A 12,238-nucleotide genomic window follows, 5' to 3' on the forward strand; every position below is an offset into this window, starting at 1 on the left:
TTTCGCAGCTTTGGAACCGTCGCAGATTGATGCGTATCAATTATGTTGTGAATCCAGGTGGAAAAATGCGCCGGAGGACGCGGAGGTTCGAGTCTGGGCTCTGGTGTTGATTGTGAGAGCAATGCCCGCATGGCTTGGGCACTCTGCTAGATGATGAAAAGGAAGCGCGAAGATGGAAGACGCACTGAAACTGAACTGCCTGTCCTGTGGGCAGGCCAACCGCTTTCCCAAAGCAAAGCTTGAGGCCGGCCCAAAATGCGCGAAATGTGGTGTGTTGCTGGCAAGCGGCGATGTCTTTGAGATCGGTATCAAGCAACATGACAAGGCAACGCAGACCGATGATCTGCCCCTGATTATCGATTATTGGGCACCGTGGTGCGGGCCGTGCAGGACAATGGCACCCGAATTTGCAAAAGCGGCAAAGGCGCTACGGTTCAAAACCCGCTTTGCCAAGATCGACACCGAGCAATTTCCGGCAATTTCGCAGCGGTTGCAAATCAGGGGTATTCCGCTTTTGATCCTGTATGCCAAGGGCAAGGAGATCGCACGACTGTCAGGCGCACGCCCTGCCGCGGACATCGAAGGATTTGTGCGCCAGCATCTTTAGGACGATCTTTGACGACTGCATGTTCCCCGCGTCAAAGCCTCCTGGCATTGGTGCCGATCCGGCCAGCTACACGGAGGGCATCGGACCATCTAACAAGATGGCCCGACAATCTTTTCGCTGCGGCTATTTGCTGAACATGATCGGCACTTTTTGATCACGCAGCAGCGCATAGGTGGTTGCACCAATGACAAAATCATAGGTCCGAGAGTGGCCAAAAGCACCCGTCACAATAAGGTCTGCCCCATTTTCAAAAGCCGCCTTGTTCAGGATATCGGCAACGCTGCTACCCGATTGTTCACGATACTCGAGCGTGGATTTCAGACCATGACGTGCAAACATTTCGACGACATCAATGGCATCCCCGTCCTTCAAAGGGTCTTGGCGGGCCTTACCAACGCGCAAGACTGTCAGGTTTGCACCGGGATCAGCCAGCCCCAGCAAATCATGGGCGGCGCGGGCCGCTTCTCTCGTGTCGCTCCAGCCCAGCAAGAGGTTTTTCCCGATCTCGGGGCCATCGTAATTCAACGGAACAATCACAACGGGGCGACCGCTTTCGCGGATCACCTGAGTCTGGACATGCCGCTGGTCATACCGATCGTTTTCCTTGTCTTCATGCGCCATGATCACCAGATCAGCCGCACGGGCGCATTCAATCATCCGTTCGCCAGCAGATGAGGATTCGGCCCGGACCAACCGGAACTCGCTCACGAAATCTTCTGGCGTCGTGTATTTGACAAAGACCTTTTTTATCGCTTCGGATACTTTTTTCTGACTCGCGTTAAACGTGGCAAATGCCGGTTCGGGGATATGCATGGCGATGCCTGGATAAACCAACAACGCTTCGACCGTGTGTAATCCGATCAGATGTGCGTTGTGTTTGCGCGCCAAAGGGACTGCTACCTTCAACAGTGTTTCGGTATTCTCCAGGGTGGTCAGACAGACCAATATTGTCTTCAGTCCCATGCGTTCACTCCTTTTTGTTTGAAAATTCTATCCTCGAATAATCTTTAGCGGAGCTTCGAAGGATTGAATTGATCCCAGTCAACCGGGTGTTCGGGTTTTCAATTATCCAATGGGGTAACCAGAACCTTTTGAAGGAACTTTTTCATGTTCACTTTCACAAACGTATTGGCGGCGATTACTGTGCTCGGGCTTTCTACGGCCTGTTTGGCAGATACAGTTTCTATCAGAAACGGTAAGGATACATTTTTTGCCGGATCACAGCTTAGTCAAGCGGTGGATACAGCGGGTGACACCTTTATGGCGGCACGCGCGGTCAAGGTGAACGGGGCCTCGCAGGGTGACCTGCATGTTGCAGGGTTTGATGTTTCGGTCGGCACGGATGTGTTCGAGGATCTTTATGCTTTGGGTGGTGCCGTGGTGATCCGCAGCACCGTCGCGCAGGATCTGACGGCCGCGGGGTTTTCCTTACGAACCGAGACCGGCTCCTTGACACAAGGGAACGCCCGCCTTCTGGGCAACACGGTTACGATTGAAGGACCGGTTGAGGGTGCGTTGTCCGTGATAGGGAGTGACGTCATCTTGAATGCTGCGATCAATGGCGATGCACGTATTCTGGCGCAAACACTGTCGTTTGGACCCGATGCAGTCATCTCTGGCACGTTGACGTATAGCACCAAGGAAAAGATCACTATTCCCGAACGGGTCGCCGCTGCTGAACGCGTGTCATATGAAAAATTTTCAAACGGCCATGTCTGGGAGGAATGGCAGGATATGGGCAAAGACATGCCCGCTTTCCCCACATTCATGTCCGTCATTTTTGCATTCGTGATCTCGATCCTTTTCTTCTTGGTGCTTGCCGCCTTGATGTTGGGCTTTATGCCAAACCGCTTGTCGAAAATGCGCCGCAGTGTGACAGAGGCCCCTGGCAAAATCTTTCTTCTGGGCGTGCTTGGTTTGTCGGTGTTGTTTGGCATGGTGCCGATCACTGCCATGACCATCGTGGGCATTCCCTTTGTTCCTGTCGTACTGCTGGCGATCATCGTCGTCTGGACGCTGGGCTATGCGTTGGGTGCCTATAGCATCGCAATGCGGTTTTGGATGGGTTTCGGCGGTGTAACCGACCCCAATAATATTACGCGCTTGCTGGTTTTCGCGGCTGCGCTGCTCTTTGTTGGCCTGCTGAATTTTATTCCCTTCATCGGCTGGGTTGCCAATTTCACGTTGGTTTTACTTGGCATCGGTGCAATGGCGCGCCCGGTTTTACAGTCACTGCTCGGCAATTCCGGCGCTGCATTGGATGCCGATCAGAAATCACTCAGCAACTGACCCAAATTAGGAGAAGATAAATGACGGCCCAAGGTTTGGAAGTAATCGACAACAGCGTTCATGTGACTCACGAATGGATCAATGAACTGGCAGATCGACTTGATTGGTCTTCAAAACGCAGCGTACTGCGCCTTTTGCGAGTGACACTGCACCACTTGCGGGATCATCTGGTGATTGACGAACTAGCACAGTTTTCTGCGCAATTACCTGTGCTGATACGGGGGTTCTTTTTTGAAGGCTGGGTGCCAAAGAAAACCCCGGTCAAAGAACGCAGTGCCGAAGAATTCGTGGCCTTCATCGCAGCCGAGATGAGCGAAACAGCCGAATTCCGGGGGCGCGAGGATATCAAATGCGCTTTCGATGTGTTGAACAACCGTCTTAGCATTGGTGAAGTTGAAGATGTTCGCGCCACCCTGTCAGAAAAGATCCGCGGCCTGTGGCCCCAACCATAAGGCCAAAGAAAACGCCACGAGGGTGATACCCTCGTGGCGTTTGATTGTTTTTGCGATGGCTGTGAGGCGATATTAGTCGCGATCACCCAGTGACAGCCCCAACTGAGCTACTCCCCATTTATTGGACAGGTTCTGACAAAATTAAGCTACTTTTTGCACCTGCTGATCGGGGTTTGGAGCTTCATTTCTTTGCCAATAGACCACGGCAGGTGGTTGCCCACCAAGAGCGGAATGTGGCCGTTTGTGATTGTAGAACTCAATCAGTTTTCTAACGCCAGCCTTTGCCTCTGTTCCGGTTTCCCAAGCGTGTAAGTCGACGCATTCATATTTTTGCGACCGCCACAGTCGCTCAACAAAGATGTTTTCCAGAAAGCGGCCTTTTCCCTCCATCGAGATGCGCACACCTGACCGCCGCAGCCGATCGGTCCAAGCAAAGGACGTAAACTGGGAACCCGGATCGGTATTCACGATCTGAGGCAAGTCTCACTTTCCGGTCCAGTGCTTGAGCTTTCTGGCCAAAAAAAATCATTGGTGACGGCCAACTCCCCGATCTTGGCGTGCAGGTCTTTAACTTGCTCCTCATCGACTTCTGGTGCCTTGCGGCCGCCACGCTCAAATACGCCTGACGCGCCTTCCAGCAAAGTCCGTTTCCATTGGTGGATCATCGTGGGATGCACCCTAAACCGGCTTGCCAGTTCGCTGACCGTCTCTTCGCCTTTCAAAGCCCTCACGCGACCTTGGCCTTGAACTCTGGATGATGTTGCTTCCGTTTCGACATTTCTGTTCTCCTTCGTGTTGAAGATCAGCAGACAACAAATCGTAGCTTACGTCAGTGTCCGAATTTCAGGGGAAGCTCAATTAGCCAGCTGGGATCGACCTTGATGTCGAACCCATTGATGGAAAATAGCTTCACGGCATGCAAGAACATAGCAGGCTCCTAATTTGCTTTGAACCTAACGCGAAAGCGTCGCGGCGAATTGGCATCGCTCAAAAAGGGCCTTCAAGCTTGCCCCCCACACCTTGTTGGGATTGAGCCATGTCAAAGCAAAGATGCGATAATTTGCTAGATCGCAGTGATGCAAATCCCGGTCACGTCCCTGATACAAAGCTTGATTTTATTCACACTAAGCGCGGGTTGCGTTTGGATTGCGGGTGCGCGGCTGGCTTATCTGGCAGATGCCCTGTCAGACCGGTTCAAGCTGGCCAAATCTATTGTCGGCCTATTGCTTTTGTCACTGGCAACATCCCTGCCAGAGGTCGCGACGACGCTTTCCGCTGCGGTACAACAATCTCGTGATCTGGTTTTGAACAACCTTTTCGGAGGCATTGCGCTTCAGACGGCGATTTTGGCGATGGCAGATTTCGGGGCACGCGGGCCGATTACAAATTATCCGCGCAAGGCAAACCACGCGCTAGAGGCCACATTGCTGGTGCTGATGTTGTCCGTGACCTTGGTCATCACCAATCTGGGCGAGACATTTGTCATTTCAGGCGTGGGCTTTGGCAGTATGGCCATCGCTGCGGTCTATGTCGGGGCGATTTGGCTATTGCGCCGCTATGATGACACCAGTGATTGGGTCCCCGTTGATCTGCCCGACCCTGATCCGCTTGCCTTTCCGGCCCCCACAGGTCTGGGGCAGGCAGCAAACAAAAGCCTGATCTGGCAGGCCATTGCTGCGTGTATCGCGATTTTGGTTTTCGGACTGTTGCTGGTCTTGTTTGCCGAACGCATTGCTGATCGATCCGGTCTTGGCACGGGCTTCATCGGGGTTACGCTACTGGCCGCGGCGACGTCGCTTCCCGAACTAAGCACCAGTATCGCGGCGGTGCGTATCGGGGCCTATACTTTGGCAATCTCGAACATATTTGGCAGCAATCTGATCATGTTGGTTCTGGTTTTCCCTGCCGACATCCTTTTTCGTTCGGGGCCGATATTGCAAAATACATCCCGTATGGTCAGCCTTGCGTTGGGGTTCGGCCTGACTGTGACAGCGATTTACCTGATCGGATTGATTGTCCGGCGCAAGCTGCGGATTGGCGTGTTCGGGCTGGATTCAATCCTTGTGCTGATCACGTATCTCGCAAGCCTTGTCGCATATTATTACGTGCGTTGAAGCCCGAGCCCCAAAGCCTTGAACACTTCGGGCACCACAAGGATAGGAAGCGCGAATATGGCAATCAAAGCCCATTCGTCGCGCCCCATCGGGACGGTGTGTAAAAGCGTTAGCAAGGGCGGCCAGTACATGGCCAGGACCTGAGTACCAAATGTAACGGTCAGCGCCAGCAATAGAAACGAATTGCTGAACAACCCAATTTTCCAGCTAGGCGGACGCAGAGAACGGAAGGCAAAAACGCTAACTTTTTCAAAAACCTCGATGCCAGTGAAGCCTGTAGTCCGCGCCAGTTCGCCCCCTAGATCCATCAGATGAAAGAATATCCAGAGGCTCGACAGGCCGGTATAGGTTTCCAAAACAAGGATTGTCACGACGTCGCTGACGCCAAGGACCGGGGTATCTTTGCGACGGGAGTCTTTGACGCATCTGGTCGGGTTCCGATTTTTCCAACCCCAGTGCCACCGCAGTCACGCCGTCGGTAACAAGATTCATCCACAAAATTTGCGTGGCAAGGAATACAAGTGGGCCGCCAGTGGCAATGTTGACGACCAAGGCGATGACTTTGCCGGCATGGGATGACAACAGATAGCGGACGAATTTCTGTACATTGGCGAACTGGTGCCGACCTTCGCCGATGGCGCGGACGATGATTGCGAAATTGTCGTCCGGCAGCACCAGATCAGAGGCGTCACGGGCCACATCGGTTCCTCTGATCCCCATCGACACGTCAATGTCGGCCTGTTTCAGGGCAGGGGCGTCGTTCACCCCGCCGCCCTTGCGAGCGAAATTGCATCACGCACCTCGGATCTTGGGGGGGCGATCAGGCCGACCAAACCTAGAAATGTCAGCCCTTCCTCGGTCATCTGCTGCGTGGCTGCGACCCGGCGGGCAAGGCCGATTACCCTCAACCCATTTTCTGCGAGGTGATGAAAGGCTTGTGAAATAGTGTCATGATCTGCGGGTTTCAGTGGTCGCACACCGGTTTGGGTCATGACCCGAGTACACACTTCAAGCACTTGCTCGGGCGCGCCTTTTGTCAATATCGATGTCTCGTTTTCCGATTGATACAACACCGACATCCGCTTGCGCGCGCTGCTGAACGGGATTTCAGACAGCAAGCCGCGTTCATTGGGCAGGTCGAACCAACCTTTTTATCCAAGGGTAATCAGCGCCCCTTCGGTTGGGGCACCAGTCATTTGCCAGTGATTACCTTTGCGTTTCAGACGGGCATGGCTGCAATAAAGCGCAACTTGCAAAAGCGCTGCAAGCACAGGATCATCCGCTGCGCGCACACGTGCCCCGTCAACTGCGATATGTCCGGCGGGATCATAGCCTGTTCCGGCGCACCATTGCAGCGGCCCCAAGTGCAAGTGTGATCGTGACCACCGCGGGCAGGCCTTCGGGCACCATTGCGACAGACAAAGAAAGCCGTCATCACCATTTCTGTCAGATCACGCCCCAGCAGCAAGCCCAGCCCTGTGACCGCGGCTGCAACAAGCAGCGCGGCGGCACCCAGTTGACGGGCGAGTTCGCCCAGCAGGTAAGGGCGGATGACGCGACTCCAGATCAGATCGTTCGAGCGCAGCAACTCTCCAGCGCTGGTTCTTGAGGTTACGTGACGGACGATACGGCAAGATCCGCTATGGTTAAAATGAGGAATACGACGGCTGCCGACAGAAGGATGCCCAAACCGATAAAAAGCCCGTCGCGCTGTATGAGCCCCCACGAAAGACACGCTAGGGCAACAGCGGGCGGACCATTCACCAAAGGAATCGGCAGCAGTAAAAGAAGGGACATCAGCAGGCAAAAGACGCCGACCAACCTTTCACTCCGCCCCAGCACTGACAGTCGGTTGCGACTCATACGTTCAACATAGCGAAGCGGCCGGATCAAATGGCGCGAGATCATTGCGATCACGCGGTGCGGAATTTTGAGTTCGCGGGCACGCGCCGGTAAGTCGCCTCGTTCGCCAAAAATCGCCAAATGTGCGGAAACAGCAATGAGAGGTATGCCCAAAACCGCCCCAACGCTAGGTATTGGCAAGGGAACGCATTCTGGTAGCGCCATCAAAAGGATTGCTATCCCATGCATACGTGCGCTGGCTAGATCGATCGCCTCGCCTAGCGTCACATAGCCGCTTAATTGGCCGTTTTCATCCAACACCTGGATAAGCGCCGCAAAACCAGTTTCGTGCGCGCCCGATGGTGGATCATTTTCCAAATCTTCCGCCCCTGGTTCGGTCAGTATTAGGGATCAGTAAGTGACGATCACGATAGCCTGCACCCCAAATTGCATCTCTGAAATCTGCACCATCCTTTGCTTCAATTGCTGAAAAGTAAAGTGTCGTTTCCCAGAATATTGACATGGATTGTAGCCATCAGAATGATGGAAGCGCTTATAGATTGACTAGCTGTCAACGCACTGCGGCGCTTATTTTTCCGCAAGTAATACTGCGGCGTGCCGCATCGCATGTTCAGATGGTTTGTGATTGAGTGCAATGACTACTTTTCAAATCAGATATTTGGAATCATATGTTCTGATCTGTGCTACCAAGAACGACCGTTGACTGACCGGTTCCACAAAATCAGCCCTTGGTGTGAACGCAGCGAAGGCCCTCTTTGTCCGCAGGCTGTCAGTTCGCGACTTCGGTGATTTCGCAGCCGCAGCGAATGACCGTAATGCGGGCGCGCGACCGCCGCATCTTGAGCGGTCGGTGAAAGGCCGGAATGGGCCGTTCATGTCGGCGACACTAAAGACGGTTCTTGTCGATCAACACCAAGGGCGAAGGCGGGACGTCGCCGCAGCGCATCAGAAAATTATTAGATTTCACAATGCAGACACTCGCTTGCCAGCTTTCAGAGCGTGCTGCGTAACTTAACGCTGAAGAACTCGATTGCATGTCCACGCAGTGCTCTCGACTTGGCGCTTGGGTGACAAGGTCAATGGCAATGCCGAGATGTTGTCGCATCTGGTAGAAGAAATAAAAGCCTTGCAGCGGCCAGATGTGATTTTTCGGATATCCCAATCGCAGATTCTTGGGCCCCGATTTGGGGACGGTGGCAACTGCGCCATCGGGGCATTAGGCGGCTCATGTGATAGCATTACCTATGGTAAATGAGATGAACGATAGGACTGAAACGGATGGGGAAACATCGTTAGAATGCCGCCGGAGCAGTTGATCCAGCGGCAAATGTTTAGCGACTGTGAGGGCTAACCTCTTTACTGCGCTGCACAATTAGGATTTGTTCCTGGGATGACCGTAACTTGGGGATCATTTTGGGCGAGGGCGAGGTATCGGAATCCTGCTGCTGCCACATTGAGGTGCCCCTAGATTTGTAGACGCTTTGCTTGGTAATTTTGGAAGCAAAGGAAGACGCAGATGTCAGGGCAAATTCGTTACTCAGATGAGTTCAAGATCGACGCGGTGGCGCAGGTCACCGAGCGCGGATATGCGGTCAAGGAAGTGGCTGAACGGCTTGGGATCAGCACCAAGTCGCTTTACACTTGGTTGGCACAATTCTCCAAGCCTCAGAGACAGACCGACCAGGAGGCCGAGGTTCGGCGTCTCAAGAAGGAACTGGCGCGCGTCACGGAGGAGCGTGACATCTTAAAAAAGGCCACCGCGTACTTCGCCAGGGATGCAAAGTGAGGTACGCGTTCATCGACGCGCATCGCCAGCAGCATCCTGTCCGTGTTCTTTGCAAAATGCTGAGCGTTCATCCAAGCGGCTTCTATGCGTGGGTTAAAGAACCGTTAAGCCAGCGTGCGATTGAGGATCAGCGTCAGACCAAGCTGCTGAAGAAGGCGTGGCACGACAGTGGCAAGGTCTACGGCTATCGCAAGATCTACGATGACCTGATCGATATGGGCGAGGCAGTGTCAGAGAACCGCGTTGCCCGTTTGGCTCGTCTTGCAGGCATTCAGGCGCAGATCGGCTACAAGAAGAAGCCTGGAGTGTACGGCGGCAAGCCCTCGGTCGTTGTGGACAACACACTGGACCGGCAATTTGGTGTCGATGCGCCGGATCGCGTTTGGGTGACGGACATTACGTATCTGCGAACACACGAAGGGTTCGCGTATCTCTGCGTGGTCATCGACCTGTTCTCAAGACGTGTCGTCGGTTGGGCCGTCCACTCAAGGCAAACTTCTGAACTCGCCGTGCAAGCTTTGCTTATGGCGGTCTGGCGGCGCAAGCCTGATCCGGGCTTGTTGATCCACTCCGATCAAGGGGCGCAATACACCAGCCGCGAATGGGCAGCGTTCCTTCGTGAGCATGGTTTGGGACATTCAATGAGACGCCGCGGCAATTGCCATGACAACGCAGTTGCAGAAAGCTTCTTTCAATTGCTCAAACGCGAAAAGATCAGACGTCAAAAATATCGCACACGGGAACAAGCAAGACGCGATGTGTTTGAATACATTGAGCTGTTCTACAATCCCAAACGCAAGCACACCAACAACGGCATGCTGTCGCCGGTTGACTTCGAAGAAAGACAGCTCAAACTGGAAAAGGCGGGTGTCTAGGAAACTAGGGGCACCTCAAACATCCTGACATGATGACCAGTGATTCTAACGCCACGAACTTTGTCTCCGCGCTTGGAGCATGCCAATGCAGTGGTCATGAACAGCTTGTACTCTCTGTCCGTGAAAGTGTGCCTCGGGGTATCCACTGTCTTCTGTTTGGGCATTACCGGCAATATATTCAGGATGCCGTCCTCAACAGCCAGGGTCAGGACCTTGCGGATGATAATTGTGTGTTTCGCCTTGGTCGACCCTGCCAACAGCTTTGGCCGATTTTCGTCCAAGTGAAATAAATAATCCCGAACCATCCCCGTGGTGATCTTGGAGATGTCGTGTTTACCGAAATAGTAGATCAGACCGTCTTTTGGCCGATTAAGCAGCTTGCTGTCGCCATTCGATTGCCCCTTCTGCATCACCATCAATTGCTTGGCATAGTGTTCAAAGCTCGTTGCCTTCCTTACAGCGTGGTCGCTGTTGGCTTTGCTATGGAAGCTATCAGCAAACTCATAGGCAGCATCTCTGGCTTCCACACGAGACGTTTCTCTGGACGAGCGACTTACATATTTCTGAGCTACAGGGTCCCGCAATCGAATAAGCCAGTAAGGACTTTGGCCCGTCAGCAGTATTGCCAATCCCTTACGCAGAAGCTTTTTCTTGATTACTCGGTTTTTAGATTTCTTGGTCAAATCAAGCCCATAGGAAGAGTGTATAACTGTGTATAACTATTCCGCAGCCTATCGCTGATGTTAAACGATCAAAATTAAACCAGTAAATTCAGCGGTTTAGTGGTGCCCAGGGGCGGAATCGAACCACCGACACGAGGATTTTCAATCCACTGCTCTACCCCTGAGCTACCCGGGCACGCCAATGAAACCAAAGGCTTCTAAGTTAAACTTAATGAAGTGACATTAGGCTATCTAGATAGCGTTGTGCCGCTGCATGTTGTGGTCGGGGTGTGACCATCAAACGTCATTTAACTCAGTCGCAGCTAATCTTACATACGACGGATAGTGTCAAGAGCACCCAGAGCAGTTTTTCCATGAAGGGGGAAACATTTAGGGGTCCCGCGCGATCCACCTCGAGCGCGCGGGTCGAAAGGGGCGGTGCGGGTGGCTTTGATATCAACACAGGATGGGACTGGGGCATAAGCCGCAACAGTATCCGGACAGGTAAAAATACGAGGGCGCGACCTGCCGTGCAGCGCTCGAATATGACGGCCAGATATGTTCTGGGCTTTGTCGATTTTGCTGAATACTGTGGCGAAAAATACGGTGGTGTTTCGACCGCCGCGACAATTGCTAAGGAATACAACATGTCACTCTCTATCGATATCGCCCGTTTCACCAATCTGGATGTTGAAGACCACGGGGATGGCGTGTGGGGCGTCACATTGAACCGGGCAGAGAAGCGCAATGCGCTGGATATCGCGACGATCGAGGAACTGGTTGATTTCTTTTCTGTTGCGCCGCGCGCGGGTGTACGGGCCGTGGTTCTGGCGGGGGCGGGGGATCACTTTTGTGCCGGCCTTGATCTGATCGAACACCATAACGAAGACCGCAGCCCGGCTGATTTTATGCATGTTTGTCTGCGCTGGCACGAGGCGTTCAATAAGATGGAATATGGCGGCGTGCCGATCATTGCCGCATTGCAAGGCGCAGTTGTGGGCGGGGGGCTGGAACTGGCCAGTTCGGCGCATGTCCGGGTGATGAACGAAACGACCTATTTCGCCTTACCAGAGGGGCAGCGCGGGCTGTTCACCGGGGGCGGGGCGACGATCCGGGTGACCGATCTGGTCGGCAAGTCGCGGATGATCGACATGATGCTGACGGGCCGTGTCTATCAAGGGGCCGAGGCGATGGATGTCGGGCTTGCGCAATATATCGTCGAAGGGTCCAGCTATGACGCAGCGGTTGAGCTGGCACGCAAAGCGGCGCAAAACTTGCCGCTTTCCAATTTTGCGATCTGTTCGGCTGTTAGTCACATGCAGAATATGTCGGCGATGGATGCCGCCTATGCCGAGGCTGTGGTTGCAGGCGTCGTAAATACCCAGCCTGACGCCCGTGCGCGGCTTGCGGCCTTTGCCGATAAAACTGCGGCGCGTGTCAGACGCAATGACTAGGGGCATCGGCTAGGTGGCTTGCCTGGTCACTACACCGATTATTAAAATGCCGCGCGCTTAATGCCTAAGCGCGCGGCATTTTGCGATTCTGTCCCCATATAACCTGCGTAAAAATGCATCGCGCCCAGATGTGAAT

General features: G+C 53.6%; 14 protein-coding genes, 1 tRNA gene and 1 pseudogene. 6 read left to right on the forward strand and 10 right to left on the reverse strand.

What is annotated here, in order from left to right:
- Positions 1–172: 172 nt before the first annotated feature.
- Positions 173–607, forward strand: a complete 435-nt coding sequence (gene trxC / locus AADJ11_RS05455; RefSeq protein ID WP_341233516.1) for a thioredoxin TrxC — start codon at positions 173–175, stop codon at positions 605–607.
- A 123-nt stretch (positions 608–730) separates the two neighbouring features.
- Here trxC and AADJ11_RS05460 read toward each other — a convergent pair whose 3' ends face one another.
- Positions 731–1,570 carry a universal stress protein gene (locus tag AADJ11_RS05460; protein ID WP_341233517.1) on the reverse strand — a complete coding sequence of 280 codons (840 nt, stop codon included), beginning with the start codon at positions 1,568–1,570 and terminating at the stop codon, positions 731–733.
- Positions 1,571–1,714: 144 nt separating this feature from the next.
- Between AADJ11_RS05460 and AADJ11_RS05465 the strand changes: the two genes are divergently transcribed.
- On the forward strand, positions 1,715–2,896 hold the full coding sequence (locus AADJ11_RS05465) for a hypothetical protein (protein WP_341233518.1): 1,182 nt from the start codon (positions 1,715–1,717) through the stop codon (positions 2,894–2,896).
- A 20-nt stretch (positions 2,897–2,916) separates the two neighbouring features.
- Entirely contained in the window at positions 2,917–3,348 is a 432-nt protein-coding gene (locus tag AADJ11_RS05470) for a DUF2267 domain-containing protein (RefSeq protein WP_341233519.1), read from the forward strand.
- A 141-nt stretch (positions 3,349–3,489) separates the two neighbouring features.
- Here AADJ11_RS05470 and AADJ11_RS05475 read toward each other — a convergent pair.
- Positions 3,490–4,126 (reverse strand): annotated as a pseudogene (locus tag AADJ11_RS05475) (integrase core domain-containing protein).
- 331 nt (positions 4,127–4,457) lie between these two features.
- Between AADJ11_RS05475 and AADJ11_RS05480 the strand changes: the two are divergent.
- Entirely contained in the window at positions 4,458–5,462 is a 1,005-nt protein-coding gene (locus AADJ11_RS05480; RefSeq protein WP_341233520.1) for a hypothetical protein, read from the forward strand.
- Here AADJ11_RS05480 and AADJ11_RS05485 read toward each other — a convergent pair.
- The 6 genes from AADJ11_RS05485 to AADJ11_RS05510 all read right to left on the reverse strand — a co-directional run bounded on the left by AADJ11_RS05485 (position 5,450) and on the right by AADJ11_RS05510 (position 8,487).
- On the reverse strand, positions 5,450–5,818 hold the full coding sequence (locus AADJ11_RS05485) for a cation transporting ATPase C-terminal domain-containing protein (RefSeq protein ID WP_341233521.1): 369 nt from the start codon (positions 5,816–5,818) through the stop codon (positions 5,450–5,452). The genes AADJ11_RS05480 and AADJ11_RS05485 overlap by 13 nt on opposite strands.
- Positions 5,712–6,161, reverse strand: a complete 450-nt coding sequence (locus tag AADJ11_RS05490) for a cation transporting ATPase C-terminal domain-containing protein (RefSeq protein WP_341233682.1) — start codon at positions 6,159–6,161, stop codon at positions 5,712–5,714. The genes AADJ11_RS05485 and AADJ11_RS05490 overlap by 107 nt, the downstream gene beginning before the upstream one ends.
- Positions 6,162–6,223: 62 nt before the next feature.
- A complete protein-coding gene (locus AADJ11_RS05495) occupies positions 6,224–6,580 on the reverse strand; it encodes a hypothetical protein (protein ID WP_341233522.1) in 357 nt (118 codons plus the stop codon).
- Positions 6,581–6,681: 101 nt separating this feature from the next.
- Positions 6,682–7,050 (reverse strand): hypothetical protein, encoded by a 369-nt coding sequence (locus AADJ11_RS05500; protein ID WP_341233523.1) that lies wholly within the window; start codon positions 7,048–7,050, stop codon positions 6,682–6,684.
- A gap of 23 nt (positions 7,051–7,073) precedes the next feature.
- Complete coding sequence (locus tag AADJ11_RS05505; protein ID WP_341233524.1) at positions 7,074–7,682, reverse strand: exopolysaccharide biosynthesis protein; 609 nt, start codon at positions 7,680–7,682, stop codon at positions 7,074–7,076.
- 529 nt (positions 7,683–8,211) lie between these two features.
- Complete coding sequence (locus tag AADJ11_RS05510; RefSeq protein ID WP_341233525.1) at positions 8,212–8,487, reverse strand: hypothetical protein; 276 nt, start codon at positions 8,485–8,487, stop codon at positions 8,212–8,214.
- Between the two features lie 354 nt (positions 8,488–8,841).
- Here AADJ11_RS05510 and AADJ11_RS05515 point away from each other — a divergent pair.
- Positions 8,842–9,986 (forward strand): IS3 family transposase gene (locus tag AADJ11_RS05515; RefSeq protein ID WP_341233526.1). Its coding sequence is split into 2 segments (ribosomal slippage): positions 8,842–9,082 and positions 9,082–9,986, totalling 1,146 coding nucleotides; the frame shifts between segments, so codons are not numbered across the junction.
- On the opposite strand, the gene AADJ11_RS05520 is transcribed toward AADJ11_RS05515, so the two are convergent.
- On the reverse strand, positions 9,983–10,669 hold the full coding sequence (locus AADJ11_RS05520; RefSeq protein WP_341233527.1) for a phage integrase SAM-like domain-containing protein: 687 nt from the start codon (positions 10,667–10,669) through the stop codon (positions 9,983–9,985). The genes AADJ11_RS05515 and AADJ11_RS05520 overlap by 4 nt on opposite strands.
- 100 nt (positions 10,670–10,769) lie before the next feature.
- Positions 10,770–10,844: transfer RNA gene (locus AADJ11_RS05525), tRNA-Phe, on the reverse strand.
- Positions 10,845–11,295: 451 nt separating this feature from the next.
- Here AADJ11_RS05525 and AADJ11_RS05530 point away from each other — a divergent pair.
- Positions 11,296–12,102, forward strand: coding sequence for a crotonase/enoyl-CoA hydratase family protein (locus tag AADJ11_RS05530; RefSeq protein WP_341233672.1), 807 nt, complete (start codon positions 11,296–11,298; stop codon positions 12,100–12,102).
- The last annotated feature ends 136 nt before the right edge of the window (positions 12,103–12,238 follow it).

The sequence above is a fragment of the uncultured Sulfitobacter sp. genome (assembly GCF_964021855.1).
Classification (GTDB): Bacteria; Pseudomonadota; Alphaproteobacteria; order Rhodobacterales; family Rhodobacteraceae; genus Sulfitobacter.